The organism is Sphingomonas sp. UYP23 (assembly GCF_054059235.1).
The window spans coordinates 2,803,888-2,821,259 of sequence record NZ_JBSSBX010000001.1 but is presented as its reverse complement, the minus strand read 5'-3'; the positions used below and the strand labels follow the sequence as shown (position 1 = coordinate 2,821,259).

Here is a 17,372-nt window from a genome sequence, read left to right as displayed (position 1 = left end):
ACGGTAACGCTCGCCGGGCTATAGGCGGCCGGTGAGCACGGAAAACACATCGCAATTCGCCAAGCCGCATATCGACGCGCGAGCGTTGCTCGGGCTGTACGATCCGGCCGACACGACAGACTGGGCGCCGATCCGCGCGGCGCAGGTCCATGGCGGCGGGCAATTGGCGCTGTTCCTGCTCGCCACCAATCTCGTCGGCGCGGCGCTCGCGACGCTGATCCTCGACACGATCGCACCGCTCTGGGCGCTCGCCTGCTGGGGTGCGGTGGTCGCCGCGATCGCGGTGGCGATCACCTTCCGTCGGCTTGCCGCCAAGCAGCGCGCAAGCAGCGCCGCGACGCTCGCCGATGTGCGCGACACCGTGCTCGAGGGCATCGCACTCGCCGCGATCTGGTCGGTGCCGCCCCTGGTCTTCGCGCCGCATTCCGATGTCGGGACCGCGTTCGGGCTGTGGATCGTGCTCTCGGTGCTGATGGCGGCCTCCGCGGTGGCGATGGCGGCGCTGCCGCTCGCCACGCTGAGTTTTCTCGGGATCCTCGGCCTCGCTGTGTCGGTGATGGTGCTGCGCGTCGCAGGGCCGGTGCTCGCAGCGTCGGTAGCCCTGTTCACCACGCTGCTGATGATCGGCTGCTTCACCCGCGCACGCGCGCTGGTCATCGTCCGCGCGGGCGAGATCGCGCTGGCCGAGCGCGACGAAACCGTCAGCCTGTTGCTGCGCGAGGCCAAGCAGGAGGATGGCGCCGACTGGCTGTGGGAAACCGATGCGGCCCGTCGCGTCTTGCGCGCCTCGCCGCGCTTCGCGCTGTCGGTCGGGCTCGATCCCGCCGGGGTCAACGGCAAATCGCTGCTCGAAGTGCTCGCCGGCAAGACCTGGGAAGCGGGCAATTTCGCGCCCGCGCTGCGTACGCTTGCCGAACACCTCAAGGGCCGCGCGGCGTTTCGCGGGCTCGTCCTGCCGGTTTGCGTCGCCGACCAGGAGCGCTGGTACGAGATCGCCGCGAATCCGCGCTATGACGAACAGGGCGCCTTCCTCGGCTTTCGCGGGGTGGGTGCGGACGTCACCGAACAGCGCGCCTCGGAGGAAAAGATCAACCGCATGGCGCGCTTCGACACGCTCACCGGTTTGCCCAATCGCCTCCACGTCAACGAGGCGCTGGCGCGCGCGATGGCCAATGCCGAGAAATGGGGCAGCCGCTGCGCCTTCATGATGATCGATCTCGATCGCTTCAAGGCGGTCAACGACACGCTCGGCCATCCGATCGGCGACCGGCTGCTCGGCCGCGTTGCCGAGCGGCTCGCGACGCTGATGACCGAAAACGAGGTCATCGGCAGACTCGGCGGCGACGAATTCGCGGTCGTCGTGCGCGACGCGAGCGATACGCAGCGGCTCGAGACGCTTGCGCAGACGATCGTCGACGCGCTCGCCCGCCCCTACGATCTCGATCATCACACGCTCTACACCGGCGCAAGCGTCGGGGTCGCCACCGGCCCGCGTGACGGCCGCACCACCGAGATGCTGATCCGCTCGGCCGACCTTGCGCTCTACCGCTCGAAGGACGCCGGCGGCGGCAAGTTCCATCATTACGAGCCGCAGCTCCACGTCGCCGCCGAGGAACGCCGCGTGCTCGAACAGGCGCTGCGCAAGGCGCTGACGAACGACGAGCTGCACCTCACCTATCAGCCCGTCGTCGATGCCGGCAGCGGGCTGCTGACGGGGTTCGAGGCGCTGGTGCGCTGGACCCATCCCGAACTCGGCCCGATCTCACCGGTCAAGTTCATCCCGCTCGCCGAGGATGCGCGGCTGATCGGCTCGATCGGCGAATGGGTGCTGCGCTCGGCCTGTGCCGAGGCGGCGACATGGCCGGGCGATGCGCGCATCGCGGTCAACGTCTCGCCCGAACAGCTTCATAACCCCGGCTTCGTCGCGGTCGTCGCCTCGGCGCTGGCAAATAGCGGCCTGCCCGCCCGCCGGCTCGAGCTCGAAGTGACCGAAAGCGTGTTCATGCGCGACGATACCGGCGCGGTGAAGGTGCTCGAGCGGATCCTCGATCTCGGCGTGCGCTTGAGCCTCGACGATTTCGGGACGGGCTATTCGTCGCTCGGCTATCTCAGCCGCACGCGCTTCTCGACGATCAAGATCGACCGCAGCTTCGTCATCGGCGCTTCGAAGAAGGTGCCTGAGGCGATCGCGATCATCCGCGCGGTGGTGGCGCTCGCGCAGAGCCTCGGCATGGCGACGACCGCCGAGGGGGTCGAGACCGAGGACGAGCATGTCATGGTCCAGCAATTGGGGTGCACCAAGGTCCAGGGCTATTATTTCGGCCGTCCGCTCCCCGTCGAGGAAGCGCGCGTTTTGGCACAACGTGCGGCGCACGATCGCCAAGCTGCATGAGGACGCTTGCAGCGCGGGCAACCTCTCGCTAAACGAGCCCACCTGATAGGGGTGTAGCTCAGTTGGTTAGAGCGTCGGTCTCCAAAACCGAAGGCCCTCGGTTCGAGTCCGAGCTCCCCTGCCAGTCGCCTGGCGATCCTCGCTCTAGGCCGCGTCATCCTTCGGGATACGCACAAAGCCTCGGTCCCACGTCGGAATTCGAGCGTGTCGGCCAGCGGCGGATGGCCTGTTCAAAATAGCAGAATGGTAGCCCACTACGCCGTCGGACCCGCGTTGACTCGGGTCTGGTCGACCCATGGGTCGCACGATGCTGGAGGCTGCGCGAGAGCAGGCTGCGGTGGCGGCATTAGGTTCGGTCGCATGAGCACGATCGCCGTCGCCTCTGCCCACCACCGCGACGAAGAGCGCAGCAAGGCGACAGCCGACGTCGAATCGGGGGGCCGCGACGATTGGCTGGTCGAACCGATCGCGTGCGGGCGGCTTCAGACCCTCGGCTCACTGCGCAATCCGCGACCGGGTAATGACGCGCGCAAGCACCGCCACGCGGGCCCGATTCGAGCATGACGGCGCGACCTTCTGATGGCCCCGACAGCGGTGCTCCCAGCGCTCCGGACCCACCGCCGTCTCCGCGGTTCTGCGGATACCCCGTAGTTACAAAGGACCACTGGACGCGAGATGAATACGGGTCGATGACGCCACCGTGGACGTCATCCATTCAAGAGGGCTGTGTATGGGATCGTGTTCGCCGTGCTGAAGCGCGTGCTGATCGGCATCGTCGGCTGTATTGCCGTCGCGCTTGCCGCCCTCTGCATCTTCGCCTGGCGCCCGGCGATCGCCGAGATCGCCCCGCCCGCCCCCGCCAGCTTCGCGCCTGCGCTGATCGCGCAAGGCGAAGTGCTGGCGAGCGCGGGCTATTGCGCCTCGTGCCACACCGCCAAGGGCAGCAAGCCGTTCGCCGGGGGCTATGCGATGGCGACGCCGTTCGGCACGATCTATTCGACCAACATCACCCCCGACGCGGCGACCGGGATCGGCGCATGGTCCGAACCCGCCTTCCGCCGCGCGATGCACGAGGGTGTCGCGCGCGACGGCGCGCATCTGTTCCCCGCTTTCCCCTACGACCATTTTACCAAGCTGACCGACGGCGACGTCGCCGCGCTCTATGCCTATGTCATGACGCGGCCGCCGGTGCGCCAGGAGGCCAGCGCCAACACCGTTCCCTTCCCGCTCAACATCCGTCTGTTGCAGGCCGGGTGGAAGACGCTGTTCTTCACCCCCGGTCGCTTCCGCCCCGAACCCGCGCAGAGTGCGGCGTGGAACCGCGGGGCCTATCTTGCCGAGGGGCTGAGCCATTGCGCCGCCTGTCATACCCCGCGCGGCAAGCTTGGCGCCGAGCTCAAGGATCGCGCGTATGCCGGCGCGCCGATCGACGGCTGGATCGCGCCGCCGCTGAGCAAGACCAACCCCTCGCCCGCGGCGTGGACGCAGGCCGAACTCGTCGCCTATCTCGGCACCGGCGTCAGCCGCTATCACGGCACCGCCGCCGGCCCGATGAGCGCAGTGGCGCGCGGCCTGTCGCAGCTCCCCGCGTCCGACATCGCCGCGATCGCCACTTATTTCGCCAGCGGCAACGGATCGGCGGAAGCGGGTGCGCGCGACACGGCTGCCATCGCGCACGCGCTCGCCGCCGACTCGATCGGCACCGGGCTGAGCTACGACCCCGCTGCCCGGCTCTATGCCAGCGCATGCGCATCATGCCACTATAACGGGCGCCAGCTGAACCCGCTGCGCCCCGACCTGGCGCTCAACAGCGCGGTCAACCTCGCCGATCCGACCAATCTGATCCGCGTCATCCTGTACGGCGTGAGCGCGCGCGACGGGGCGCCGGGCATCGTGATGCCGGGCTTCGCGCACGGCTTCACCAACGCCGACGTCGCGCGGATCGCCGCCTATCTGCGGAGCACCCGGACGGCCAAGCCGGCCTGGACCGATCTCGAAAGCAAAGTCGCCACCATCCGCGCGCAGGGCGAGGGACAATGACCAGCTTCACCATCAATGGCCGCACGGTGACCACCGACGTCGACGACGACACTCCGTTGCTGTGGGTGATCCGCGATCATATCGGCCTCACCGGCACCAAGTTCGGCTGCGGGATCGGCATGTGCGGCGCCTGCACCGTCCATGTCGGCGGGCGCGCGACGCGCTCGTGCATCACCCCGCTCGCCGCGGTCGAGGGTGCTGCCGTCACGACGATCGAGGGCCTCGACCCGGCCTCGAACCATCCGCTGCAACAGGCGTGGCGCGCGCTGCAGGTGCCGCAATGCGGCTACTGCCAGTCGGGTCAGATCATGCAGGCGGCGGCGATGCTCCAGGATTTCCCCGCCCCCAGCGACGCGGAGATCGACGCGGTGATGACGGGCAGCCTGTGTCGTTGCATGACCTATGTCCGCATCCGCGCGGCGATCAAGCAGGCCGCCGCCGCGATGGGAGCCAAGCCATGAGCCGCCTCGCCTCGCACGCCGACGCCGCCTCGCCGTTCAGCCGCCGCAGCTTCCTCGTCGCGAGCGGCGCGGCCGGCGTCGCCTTCGGCTTCTCGCGCGTGCTCGCGGCGATCGACCCGGCAGTGCCCGGCGGCGTGCCAGCGGCCGCCACCGGTCCGCAGTTCGAACCGACGATCTGGTTCGGCATCGATGCGACGGGGATCATCACCGTCAACATCATCCGCGCCGAGATGGGCCAGCATGTCGGCACCGCGCTCGCGCGCATCCTCGCCGACGAGCTCGAGGCGGATTGGGACAAGGTCCGCATCGTCCATGTCGACAGCGATCCGAAATGGGGGCTGATGGTCACCGGCGGCAGCTGGTCGGTGTGGCAGACCTTCCCGGTGTTCAGTCAGGCGGGCGCCGCGGGCCGGATCGCGCTGATCGAAGCGGGCGCCAAGCTGATGGGCGCCAACCCCGCCGGCTGCACCGCGAAGGGTGGCGCGGTCCATGCCGGCGGGCGTTCCATGTCCTATGGCGACATCGCCAAGAGCGGCACCGTCGCGCGGCAATTCACGCCTGACGAGCTCAAGGCGCTGCCGATCAAGCCGGTCAAGGAGCGCCGCCTGATCGGGCGCGAGACGCATGGCCTCGACATCGACGCCAAGACCAACGGCACCGCGGTCTACGGCATCGACGCCAAGCTGCCGGGGATGGTCTACGCCCGCCCGAAGCTGCCGCCGACGCGCAACGGATCCAAGGTCGTCTCGGTCGACGACGCCGCGGCCAAGAAGGTCAAAGGCTATCTGCGCTATCTGGTGCTCGACGATCCGTCGGATACCGTGCCCGGCTGGGTGATGGTGATCGCCAGCTCCTATTACGCCGCGCTCAAGGCGACCGACCTCCTCGAGGTCACCTGGACCGCCGGTCCCGGCGCCGACATGACCGAGCAGACGCTGCAGGACCATGCTCGCGCGCTCGTCGCCAAGGCCGATGGTGGCATCCAGCTCGACATCGCCGACGACGACAGCACGCCCAATTTCGGCGCGGCGGCGGCGAGCACGATCGAGCAAATCTACACCACCGCGACCGTGCTGCATTTCCAGCTCGAACCGCTCAACGCGCTCGCGTTCGAGAAGGACGGCGTGTTCGAGATCCACACCGGCAACCAGTGGCAGAGCCTGATCCTGCCGACGCTCGCCAAGGCTTTGGGAGTCGCCGAAACCAAGGTCGTGCTGCGCAGCTATCTGCTCGGCGGCGGGTTCGGGCGGCGGCTCAACGGCGACTATACGATCCCCGCCGCGCTCGCGACCAAGGCGCTCGGCCGCCCGGTCAAGATGATCCTGACGCGCGAGGACGATGCGCGCTTCGATTCGGTGCGCTCGCCCTCGGTGCAGCGGTTGCGGATGCAGTTCGACGGCAGCGGCCAGATCCAGGCGATGGAGCATCACGCTTGCGCCGGCTGGCCGACACAGGTGATCGCCGGCCCGACCTTGCTCGCCAAGACCAAGAAGGGCGGCCAATACGACCCCTTCGCGATCTCGGGTGCGGACCATTGGTACGATGTCGGCCACCAGAAGGTCCGCGCAGTCGCCAACGATCTCGCCAACGCCACCTTCCGCCCGGGCTGGCTGCGCTCGGTGGGACCAGGCTGGACCAACTGGGCGCTCGAGAGCTTCATCGACGAGGCGGCGCACCACACCAAGACCGACCCGGTGGCGTTCCGGCTCAAGCTGCTGACCGGCAAGGGCCGCAACGCCGGCTCGGCGCCCAACGCGGTCGGCGGCGCGTTGCGCCAGGCCGAGATGGTGCGCCAGGCCGCGACCAAAGCCGGCTGGGGTCGCCCATTGCCCGCCGATACCGGCCTAGGCATCGCGACCAGCTTCGGTCAGGAACGCGACATGCCGACCTGGGTCGCCTGTGTCGCACAGGTCCATGTCGATCGCGCGAGCGGGATCGTCCGGGTCGAGAAGCTGACCCTTACGGTCGATGCCGGGACGATCGTCGATCCCGACGGCGCGCTGGCACAGGTGCAGGGCGGCGCGCTGTGGGGATTGAGCATGGCGCTGCACGAGGGCACCGCATTCGCCGCGGGCCAGGTGAAGGACACCAACCTCAACACCTATACGCCGCTCCGCATCGCCGACGTGCCCGAACTCGACATCAGCTTCGCCGACAGCGCGGAGGTGCCCGTCGGGCTTGGCGAACCCGCGACGACCGTCGTCGGCCCGGCGATCGGCAATGCGATCTACGCGGCAACGGGCGCGCGACTGCGCCACATCCCGATAACGCCGGCTGCGGTCCTGGCGGCGCTGCGCGCCCGCTGACCCCATCGCGCGGCGCCCGGCCGGGTGCCGCGCGATACGGCGCTCATTCGGCGAGGTTGGTCCGGTCGAGCGTCTCGATCCGGTTGCATCCCGCGAGCGTCATCACGACGCGCATCTCGTGCGTCAGCATCGCCAGCATCTCGTCGACGCCCGCCTCGCCGCGTGCCGCCAGCGCCCACAGCCATGCCCGGCCAAGCAGCACGCCGCGCGCGCCGAGCGCGAGCAGCCGCACCACGTCGAGCCCAGAGCGCACGCCGCCGTCCGCGAACAGCGTCACATCATCGCCGACCGCATCGGCGATCGCCGGAAGCGCGCGTGCGGTCGAGAGCACGCCGTCGAGCTGACGCCCGCCATGGTTCGACACGACGATCCCCTGCGCGCCGAAGCGCACCGCGTCGCGCGCATCCTCAGGGTCGAGGATGCCCTTGATGACCAACGGACCGTCCCAGGCGGCACGCAGCCAGTCGAGATCGGCCCAGCGGATCCCCGGATCGAAATTCTTCGCCATCCACGCGATGTAATCGTCCATCCCGCTGTCCGCGCCGAGCACGGGGACGAGATTGCCGAGCTGGTGCGGCCGACCGTGCAGGCCGACGTCCCACGCCCAGTTCGGCTTGCCGATCGCCTGCACCGCGCGCCGGGCGGGGCCGCCCGGGCCCGACATGCCCGAATGCGGATCGCGGCGGCGGATGCCGGGGGTCGGCATGTCGACGGTGAAGACGAGCGCCTTGGCCCCCTTCTCGCGCGCCTGCGCGATGAGATCGCGCATGAACCCGCGATCGCGCACCATGTAGAGCTGGAACCACAGGCGCGCGTCGGGCACGCCGACGCGCAGTTCGTCGAGCGAACAGATGCCGACGGTCGACAGAGTGAACGGAATGTCGTGCCGCGCCGCCGCCCGCGCCGCCTGCACCTCGCCGCGACGGCGAAACATGCCGCCGATCCCGATCGGCCCCAGCGCTACCGGCAGCGGGACGCGATTGCCGAACCACTGCGTCGACAGATCGATGCTCGCGACATCCTGCAACACCCGCTGGCGGAGCGCGATCTCGGCAAGGTCGGAGACATTGCGCCGCATCGTCTCCTCGCCGAGCGCGCCGCCATCGGCATAATCGAACAGGAAGCGCGGCAGCCGGCGCCGCGCGGCCTCGCGATAATCGTCGATCGAGGCAATGATGCTCATCTGTCGCAGTCCTTCGTGGCGGCGTCGTCGTATCGTGCTCCGCAGCGCGGCTAGGAGCTTTCATCGCCGTCCGCGACGTGACGCGTGCGGCAGCCGCAGCGCCGAATTGGAATGCTTGTTCCGGCGCTTGCGAAGACCGCACGTGGCAAACCGCACAGCCTCAGCCAGCGCCACGCAGCGGGAGTCGCAGCGCGGCTGGATCGTCGATGCCAGGCGCCCTACGCGGTCGAGGAGACGATCACTTGGCGACCGGCGTTTCGGGAACTGCGGTCAGCGGCCGGCCGTCGGCGAACCAGGCGATGAGATTGTCAGCGACCAGCCGCGCCATGGCGCTGCGCGTCGCCTCGGATGCCGAGGCGATATGCGGCATGACCACCGCGTTGGGCAGGTCGAGCAAGGCGGGCGGGACATGCGGCTCGTCTTCATAGACGTCGAGCCCGGCGGCGAGGATGGTCCGATCCTGCAGCGCGGCGATCAGTGCGCCCTCATCGACGACGCTGCCGCGCGCGACATTGATGAGAACCCCGTTCGCACCGAGTGCCGCGAGCACTTCAGCATTCACGATATGCCGGGTCGCCGCCCCGCCGGGCACGATCGCGATCAGGGTGTCGCACGCCTGCGCCAACTCCATCGGGCTTGGATACCAGGGATAGCGCACCCCCGCCTGTTTGGTGCGGCCATGATAGGCGATGGCGACGTCGAACCCCTCCAGCCGTCGCGCGATTTGCTTGCCGATGCCGCCCAGCCCGAGGATCCCGACCGTCCTCCCGCGCAGCGTCGGCGACAGCGCAAAGGCGCCGTCGGGCCACTGTCCGGCGCGCAAGAAGCGATCGGCCTGCGGCAGGCGCCGGATCGTCGCCAGCAGCAGACCGATCGCGAAGTCGGCGACCTCGGCGTCGAGCACACCCGGCGTGTTGGTGACGACGATCCCACGCGCCGCCGCGGCCGTCACGTCGACATTGTCATAGCCGACGGGCTTTGTTGCAAAACTGATGGCGGGGATTCACGCAGGGAATCGAGCGGTATAGATAGGCGTAATGCCCAAACCTGCCGCACCTGTGTATCGTACGACGAACTGGCCTGAGTATAATGCGGCGCTGAAGCGGCGTGGGTCGCTGGAAATATGGTTTGATCCGGAGATGCACTGGCTTTCGAAGCCGTGTGGTCGCCCTGGTCGCCCGATGCGGTTTTCAGACAGCGCGATAGAGCTGTGCCTGACGCTGAAGACGCTGTTCAACCTGCCTTTGCGGCAAGTGACGGGGTTGGTTTCGAGCCTGATCAAAATGGCGGGGCTGGATTGGTCGGTGCCGGATTATACGACGCTGTGCCGACGGCAGAAGACGTTGAAGGTCAACCTCGGCGGGCGGATCAGCTCGGGCGGACTGCACCTGCTGGTCGACAGCACCGGGATCAAAATGACGGGAGAAGGCGAGTGGAAGACGCGCAAACACGGACCGTCCTACCGTCGCCAGTGGCGCAAGGTGCATCTCGGGATTGATGCTGGGACGCTGGATATCCGGGCCATTGAGGTCACGACGAATGCCATTGGTGACGCACCGACGCTGCCCGTTCTCCTGGCGCAAATTCCCGGAGACGAGCGGATACTCAGCGTCGGCGGAGATGGCGCTTATGATACCAGGGACTGCCATGCCGCTATTGCCGGGCGCGGTGCCGATGCGGTCATCCCGGTCCGCCGCAACGGGCAACCATGGGCAGAAGGCGGTCCCGGCGTCGATGCACGCAATGGAGCGCTACGCGCGACAAAGCGGCTTGGTCGCGCAATCTGGAAAAAGTGGAGCGGCTATCATCGCCGCAGTCTGGTCGAGACCAAAATGCACTGCTTCAAACTCCTGGGCCAGCGCGTTGTCGCCCGCACCTTCGATCGTCAGATTACCGAGCTCAAAGTCCGTGCTGCAATTCTCAATCGGTTCTCCGAAATAGGAACGCCGGTGACCGTCCGCATCCAATAACATCTTCAAGTAAAACGTCGGTCATGCTCTCGCGTAATTATGCAACAAAGCCCATCCTGTGGAAGATCAAGAGTTCCTATAACGCAAAGAAGTGGAGTAAGCCAGAGAGCGGCGGCTTCATCTGGCATACGACGGGTTCAGGAAAGACGCTGACGAGCTTCAAGGCGGCGCGACTGGCGACCGAACTGGATTTGATCGACAAGGTATTCTTCGTGGTCGACCGCAAGGACCTCGACTACCAAACGATGAAAGAATACCAGCGCTTCTCACCAGATAGTGTGAACGGCTCTGAAAGTACGGCTGCTCTCAAGCGCAATCTGGCCAAGGATGACAATAAGATCATTGTCACTACCATCCAGAAGCTCAACAATCTGATGAAGAGTGAGGCCGACCTGCCGGTTTATACACAGCAGGTAGTATTTATCTTTGATGAGTGTCATCGCAGCCAATTCGGCGAGGCGCAGAGGAACCTGAAGCGAAAGTTCAAGCGCTTCTACCAATTTGGTTTTACGGGCACGCCAATCTTTCCAGAGAACGCGTCTGGATCAGAAACGACTGCCAGCGTATTTGGGAGCGAGCTTCACGCCTATGTGATTACCGATGCGATCCGGGACGACAAGGTTTTGAAGTTCAAAGTCGACTACAATGATGTCCGCCCGCAATTCCGGCCTATCGAGACTGAGCAGGATGAGGCCAAGCTAAATGCTGCTGAGAACAGGAAAGCCTTACTTCATCCCGAGCGGATCAAGGAGGTATCGCGGTATATTTTGCAGAACTTCCGTCAAAAGACTCATCGCATGCATCTCGGCAGTGGCGGGTTCAATGCGATGTTTGCGGTCAGCAGCGTGGATGCTGCAAAGCTCTACTACGAGAAACTGAACGAACTCCAGAAAGACTCCGACAGATCGCTCAAGATCGCGACGATATTTTCATTCGCTGCGAATGAAGAGCAAAATGCTATTGGCGATATCCACGACGAGAGTTTCGATGTCTCGGCGATGGACAGCAGCGGCAAAGAGTTTCTCGACGCTGTCATCATAGATTACAACCGACTGTTTGGTACGAGTTTCAGTACTGATGGGAACGGCTTTCAGAACTACTATCGTGACCTGGCCAACCGGGTGAAATCAAAGGAAGTCGATCTATTGATCGTGGTCGGCATGTTCCTCACCGGCTTTGACGCGCCTTCTCTCAACACGCTCTTTGTCGATAAGAACCTGCGCTACCATGGTCTGATTCAGGCCTACTCCCGCACCAATAGAATTTTTGACGCGACCAAGACCTTTGGCAATATCATCGCATTCCGCGATTTGGAACAGGCAACAATCGATGCCATCACCTTGTTTGGTGAGAGTAACACCAAGAACGTGGTTCTAGAAAAGAGTTATAAGGAATATATGGAAGGCTTCTTGGACATCGTGTCCGGTACTGCCAGCCGAGGACTCAAGAACATTTTGGCGGAATTGGATCAACGCTTTTCTGATCCGAATAAAATCGTCACCGAGGCAGACAAGAAGGATTTTGCAAAGCTCTTTGGCGAATATCTCCGAGCGGAAAATGTCCTGCAAAATTTCGACGAGTTTGTGGCGCTGAAGGCTTTTCAAAATATCGACCAGACTGACACGGCGGCTTTAGAGGCGTTCAAGGACGCGCACCACTTAGACGATGCGGGCATTGCCGCATTGGCCTTGGTGTCTCTGCCAGCCGAGCGAAAAATTCAGGATTACAAGTCGGCCTACAACGATATTCGTGATTGGCTTAGGCGCGAACGAAAAGGGAAGGAAGTCGAGGACTCCTCCATTGATTGGGATGATGTGGTCTTTGAAGTCGATCTTCTGAAGTCGCAGGAGATCAACCTCGATTACATTCTTGAACTAATTTTCGAGAAAAATCGAATCACAAATGACAAAGGGGCTCTGATTGAAGAAACCCGTCGCGTAATTCGAGCGAGCTTGGGTAATCGCGAGAAGGAAGGCTTGGTTGTCGACTTTATTGAGCGAACAAACCTCGATGATTTTGATGGCAAAGACAGTTTGATTGAGGCATTCTTTGCATTCGCGCAGGAAGTTCAGAGCCGTGAGTTCGAAGAGCTTGTTGCAACTGAGGGCCTGAATCGGGATGCCGCCAAGCGCTATCTCACAAATTCCATCAGACGAGAGTATGCGAGCGAGAACGGCAACGAATTGAAGGACATTCTCCCTAGGATGAGTCCTTTGCACCCGGGCTACCTTGGAAAAAAGGGATCGGTGTTTCGAAAAGTTTCCGACTTTGTCGCAAAATTCAAAGGCGTGGGCGGTCAATTGTAAAAGAACTCGGCAGTCTCAGCAGAGACCTACCCAAAGCGCCCCACGCAAGACCCAAACGCCCCACCCAGCCGAACGCCCTTCCGCAAGGCACCGCCCGCTTGTCCTTGCTACAACGCCATAAAGAAGGTGGTGCCCCATGCACCACCCGAGCGGGCACTCAAATCATTGGGAAATTTTGCTTGCTCTTACTTGATAAGGTATCGGGATGAGCGAAGCGGTTCGCCAACGGGGGTGTCGCAGGTTCAAATCGGGGACAGGATTTGACCGCTGTAGAACTCGTTTTCGCTTGCAGATGTGCGCGCTCGTTCAATCAAATTCTAGAGATACTGCGTCTTCGGAAACGGTGATCCCGCCGTAAGCAAGCGGCGAGAGAGCGCATCCTTGGTAAGGCTGAGGTCGTGAGTTCAATCCTCACCGGCAGCACCAGATTTCCCCGCTTTTAGAGTGGGATAGCCTGTCCCGCCCGGTTTGAGAAACGGGCGGGCTGCGCTCCGGCCATCACCGGGCTATCACCGCGCGATAGGATGGTCGCCCGTCGATCCTGCCTTCGTGCAGCCTGCACTGAAACATGTTCACTTGCGCGGTTGCCTAACTGTCCGGGCTCCGGCGCGACGTAGTGGAGCGTTTGAAGTTTACCGACGGCGGGGCCCTGCCATGCGCAAGCCGCCCCGAAGAACGTCGCGTTCTCTCACGAACAGCTCGCCTAGCACGGACGCTAGACGGCCACGGATGGGCGTCGGCCCATGACATCCCCTTCAACGAACGCGCTTCTGTGTTTTGCAATGACACGCCGTTCGCCGCCGCTGACGGACGATCCGGACCCGATCGTAGGTAACGACCGTCGTGGTGACCGACCTAATGCACATACACGCCGGGCCGGGCTGGCCGCGACTAGCGCCCTATCCTTACATCGAGCATGAATGCTAAATTACCAACCGCGGTAAGACGGAGTGCCCGCTGGAAGCGCCGGCCCGACGGTATGAAAATGAGGCAATAGCGGTTCGAACCTATAAGCGATCGACGAGACGAGACATTGACGAGGCTAATAGTCGGGGTATTTCCAGGACCATACAGGTCGGGAGATGCATGTGAGGGTTAGGATCGGGACGGAAGCATTTGCGTTGGTTTCGGTCGCGCTGGCAATGCCTGCCGTCGCAGATAGCGGCTGCACGGCGCCCGGATCCAACCCCCTATTTCGCGACAAGTTTACCGCCGACCCGGCGCCGCTAGTCGTCGGCGACGCATTGTATCTGTATGTGGACGTCAGCGGCCATCAGAAGGTATCCCTCACCGACGAGATTTCGGAGTTCCAGGTCTCGAGCGATCATCGCCATGTCGCCGTCATATCGCTGAGCGGAACGGTTGCTCCCGACCCTGGCGAGTTGATCACCTTTTCGAACCAAAGCCGTAGGCGCCGACTCCGCGTGCTGGATATAGTCACCGGCCAAAACTTTGAACCCTGTAGTGACTGCGATCTCCTGGACGCTTCCGTGGAGTTCTCGAACGGCGGCCAGTTGGCGGTGATCGCCCGGCGAGACGGGGCTACATGGAAGACGGCCCGACCCTACGTCCTTCGAGATACGAGGCTCGTTTCGCTGGGCGCCGCACAATCCAAGCCTGAGAGGATCGTGTGGTCGCACGAAGATCTTTTAGCGCAATCGGCCGATCAAAGCTGGCTGGTGAGCAACGTTGGACTCGATACGACGCAGCCAGCCATTGGACGCTACTCGCTGGCCGCTACGACTCACGGCGTCGTCTGGCTCTCAAATAGCAGCGGAGCGTGGCGTGTCACCCCGCGCCTCACTCTGGCAAAGGTCGCGACCGACCGTTCCCGCGTCATCGATCTTGACCTCCAGGATGCCGCCAGCGCCGGAAGCCGCCGTTTCCGGCAGCCGGACGTGCTCGTCCTACGAGGCTCCGGCCGCAATCTCGATCACATCCGACTTGGCACTGGAGACCGCCATCCGGTTACTGTAGCAATTCCGGCCGGCGCCGAAGTTCTTGCCGTCTCGACGCGCGAGGAGCACGTGGTCAGCCTCTCCACGGATAGCCACGGGGTCAGCCGCTTGCTGCTGAATTCGCCCGCTTCCCCGCCCGGGCTCATCGATACGATCTCAGCACGTCTCGCCGATGTGATTCCGCCGAGGATGATCTCGTTAAAGCGGAAGCATGGAGAGAGCATCCTGATCGATTGGCTCCTCCTTCCGCCGGGCACGGGGCCGTTCCCAACAGTCATCTTTCCCTATCAAGGGATCACGTACGGCGAGAAGCCACCGTCCCTCTCCCGACCTGAGAACCTATCTCCGGTTTTCAAACCTCAGATTCTGACCTCCAACGGCTACGCGGTCCTACTGCCCAGCATACCGGAGGGCCCCGTCGGACATCCACAGGAGACTCTCGTTGCGGACCTCAATGCCGCCGTCGACGCGGCGCTGGCCACCCGGCTCATCGACCCCTCTCGCATGGCGATCCATGGCCATAGCTACGGCGGCGTCAACGCCTTGACGATCGCAACCCGCTCGACCCGGTATCGCGCGATCATCTCATCAAGCGGAGTGAACGAATTCGCAGGATCCTACGGGTCGCTGGGCCCTGCGCAGAAGATCAGTTTCGTGGGCGGTCCTCCTGTCGACGGAAACATCGCCTGGTACGAGTCGGGGCAAGGCCGGTTCGACGCAGCGCCTTGGTCCGCCCCGGAACGCTACCGGCGCGCCAGCAGCTTCTTCGAGGCCGATAGAATCCACGTCCCCCTGCTCCTGATAGCAGCTGAGCTCGACTTCTTTCCAATGGAGCAGGCTGAGCAGCTGTTCATCGGCCTTGGCCGCCTTGATCGGGACGTGACACTGCTGCGGCTCTACGGCGATGGCCACATCCAACAGAACCCGGGAAACATCCGCCTGGAATGGCAGACGATCCTCAAGTTCCTCGAAGACAAGATGCCGGCGCGTGGCACCACCGAGGGCACCGTCACGACCAGTGGCGCAACCAGCTCTCCATGCTGGCGTACTGGAGGAACGCGCGGTAGTCCGTGCCGAGACGAATGGCATCCGGAGCCATGGACTTCTCGACTGCTACAGAATTCAGCAGACCGGCTTTCACAAGTCTCCCGTCGAGAAGGTAGCTCCGCAGCCAATCCCGGTTGCTCAGGATCGCTCGTGCATAGTGATCCGAGGCCTCGCCCTTGTTGCGGCGCAGGAGAACCGACTGCGGAAGTCTTTCCCTGAACGTCTCCCGCGCCAAGGCGCGGTCGCGAGACCCTGCTTGCAGCACGTATGTGGGACACGCCAACGCAAGTTCGACCAATGGCTGCGCTAGAAGCGGATGAACCATCGGAACGGTCGGAGCGAAGAGGCGTTCCCCGTGAAATATCTGGCAATGTGTCAACACCGTCAGGTGCAGCATCTTTGCGGGCGAAAGTTCCGAGCAGGCCTGGAGCCATGGGTGGACAGGTGGAAGATCTCCGAGAAAACCGGCCGCGGCCGGACCAAGCAGATGCGGCGTGAGCCAGTTGCCATCGCCCTGATCATCCGCAATCCGCCTTCCAAATGCAGCGGCCAGCACGCTCCAGATGGAACCCTTCACCCTTCTCGCATCATCGAGGGTGCTCGCTGCGAGTAGGGAGCCAATTCCAAGGTCGCGGCGACGATCCGCGGCGACAAGCCGTGTCGGGATGTTGAAGAAAAGCGAATCACCGCCTTGCCCGGTCATGATCATATCGACCCGCTCACGGTCGACCAGATCCTGTCTCGCCTGCGCAAACACGCTGTCGAGCCCGTGCACCGTGGGCTGTACTCCATGTTCCAGCCCCTCAAGGGCACGATATTCGGGCAGAGCGCTAGCGCTTGCACACCGGTAGAGCGGGATATTCCATCGGTTCGCTACGTCCTCCGCGAAATGCGCCTCGTCGCCACCCTTGCCCGCCGTTGCGAAGTTGAACGGCTTGGGCTGGTGACCGAGGTGGGCAAGAGACGAGAAGACGATCGACGAGTCGAGGCCGCCGGACAGTTCGACTCCAACCCTCCCGCTTCCAGCCAATGTCCCGATGACGTCGTCGACCGCCGCCGCCAATGTCTCCGGCGCAAGCGCCTTGGATCCTCTGGCGAATTCCGCAGGATGCCAGATCGTATGAGAGACGGGTTCCTGCGCGATGGCGACCAGCTGACCGGGCACGACGATCTCGACGTCAACGAGCCCGGAGAGGTAGGCGGGCGCCGCGGGGCTCGCAAGCAACCTTCCGACCGCGTCCAGATCGACCCTCCAGTCCAATCCGACAGCTTTGAGGAAAGCCTGGGTGATCCGTGTCGATGCCATCTGCACGTCGCCGGTGCGGGCCACGAAAAGCGGCACCGCTCCTGAAGGATCGCGAAGCGCGTATAGGCCATCCGGATCGGCAAGGAAGGCGACGTAGCTTCCCCACGCCTGATCGACCAGCAACCTCGCCGCCTCCACTACGGAAAGACACCCCTTCACTTTCTCCTCGATCCGGCGGGGATCGCGACAATGCAGCCTGCCGAAGACACGCATGGAGAGCGCGCCGGTGCAGATCGCCAGAACCGGATCATTCGTGGACATCGTCCGCGACAACTCCGGACAGGGTTGGCCTTGGCGCCGCTCCGTAGCGCCGAGGCATCGCTCCGCTGCCTGAACGATGACTTGAACGCGATCGTCCATGCCGGACTGCGCTTTGAACGCAATGGCGGTCGGGTTGCGCATG

At 63.9% G+C, this 17,372-nt stretch carries 10 protein-coding genes, 1 tRNA gene and 1 pseudogene; 9 read left to right on the top strand and 3 right to left on the bottom strand.

The window, feature by feature from the left end:
* Nucleotides 1-31: 31 nt before the first annotated feature.
* From ACVWYO_RS13875 to ACVWYO_RS13850, 6 genes are all read left to right on the top strand, one after another.
* Entirely contained in the window at nucleotides 32-2,392 is a 2,361-nt protein-coding gene (locus tag ACVWYO_RS13875) for a putative bifunctional diguanylate cyclase/phosphodiesterase (RefSeq protein WP_457351703.1), read from the top strand.
* A 47-nt stretch (nucleotides 2,393-2,439) separates the two neighbouring features.
* Nucleotides 2,440-2,516: transfer RNA gene (locus tag ACVWYO_RS13870), tRNA-Trp, on the top strand.
* A gap of 236 nt (nucleotides 2,517-2,752) precedes the next feature.
* Nucleotides 2,753-2,956, top strand: a complete 204-nt coding sequence (locus tag ACVWYO_RS13865; protein ID WP_457351701.1) for a hypothetical protein — start codon at nucleotides 2,753-2,755, stop codon at nucleotides 2,954-2,956.
* A 183-nt stretch (nucleotides 2,957-3,139) separates the two neighbouring features.
* Nucleotides 3,140-4,432, top strand: coding sequence for a c-type cytochrome (locus tag ACVWYO_RS13860; protein ID WP_457351699.1), 1,293 nt, complete (start codon nucleotides 3,140-3,142; stop codon nucleotides 4,430-4,432).
* Nucleotides 4,429-4,893 (top strand): (2Fe-2S)-binding protein, encoded by a 465-nt coding sequence (locus tag ACVWYO_RS13855; RefSeq protein WP_457351697.1) that lies wholly within the window; start codon nucleotides 4,429-4,431, stop codon nucleotides 4,891-4,893. Before ACVWYO_RS13860 ends, ACVWYO_RS13855 begins: the two co-directional genes overlap by 4 nt.
* Nucleotides 4,890-7,199 (top strand): molybdopterin cofactor-binding domain-containing protein, encoded by a 2,310-nt coding sequence (locus ACVWYO_RS13850; RefSeq protein WP_457351695.1) that lies wholly within the window; start codon nucleotides 4,890-4,892, stop codon nucleotides 7,197-7,199. The genes ACVWYO_RS13855 and ACVWYO_RS13850 overlap by 4 nt, the downstream gene beginning before the upstream one ends.
* 43 nt (nucleotides 7,200-7,242) lie before the next feature.
* Here ACVWYO_RS13850 and lldD read toward each other — a convergent pair whose 3' ends face one another.
* Nucleotides 7,243-8,382 carry an FMN-dependent L-lactate dehydrogenase LldD gene (gene lldD / locus ACVWYO_RS13845; protein ID WP_457351693.1) on the bottom strand — a complete coding sequence of 380 codons (1,140 nt, stop codon included), beginning with the start codon at nucleotides 8,380-8,382 and terminating at the stop codon, nucleotides 7,243-7,245.
* Nucleotides 8,383-8,620: 238 nt separating this feature from the next.
* Complete coding sequence (locus ACVWYO_RS13840) at nucleotides 8,621-9,334, bottom strand: NAD(P)-dependent oxidoreductase (protein ID WP_457351691.1); 714 nt, start codon at nucleotides 9,332-9,334, stop codon at nucleotides 8,621-8,623.
* Nucleotides 9,335-9,419: 85 nt separating this feature from the next.
* On the opposite strand from ACVWYO_RS13840, the gene ACVWYO_RS13835 reads away from it, so the two are divergent.
* The 3 genes and pseudogenes from ACVWYO_RS13835 to ACVWYO_RS13825 all read left to right on the top strand — a co-directional run.
* On the top strand, nucleotides 9,420-10,352 hold the full coding sequence (locus ACVWYO_RS13835; protein WP_457348219.1) for an IS5 family transposase: 933 nt from the start codon (nucleotides 9,420-9,422) through the stop codon (nucleotides 10,350-10,352).
* A gap of 23 nt (nucleotides 10,353-10,375) precedes the next feature.
* Nucleotides 10,376-12,658 carry a type I restriction endonuclease subunit R, EcoR124 family gene (locus ACVWYO_RS13830; protein WP_457351689.1) on the top strand — a complete coding sequence of 761 codons (2,283 nt, stop codon included), beginning with the start codon at nucleotides 10,376-10,378 and terminating at the stop codon, nucleotides 12,656-12,658.
* Between the two features lie 1,082 nt (nucleotides 12,659-13,740).
* Nucleotides 13,741-15,585, top strand: a pseudogene (locus tag ACVWYO_RS13825) (prolyl oligopeptidase family serine peptidase); the annotation flags it as partial.
* Between the two features lie 40 nt (nucleotides 15,586-15,625).
* On the opposite strand, the gene ACVWYO_RS13820 reads toward ACVWYO_RS13825, so the two are convergent.
* Nucleotides 15,626-17,371: an asparagine synthase-related protein gene (locus ACVWYO_RS13820; RefSeq protein ID WP_457351686.1), complete on the bottom strand. Its 1,746-nt coding sequence runs from the start codon at nucleotides 17,369-17,371 to the stop codon at nucleotides 15,626-15,628.
* Nucleotide 17,372: the final 1 nt, after the last annotated feature.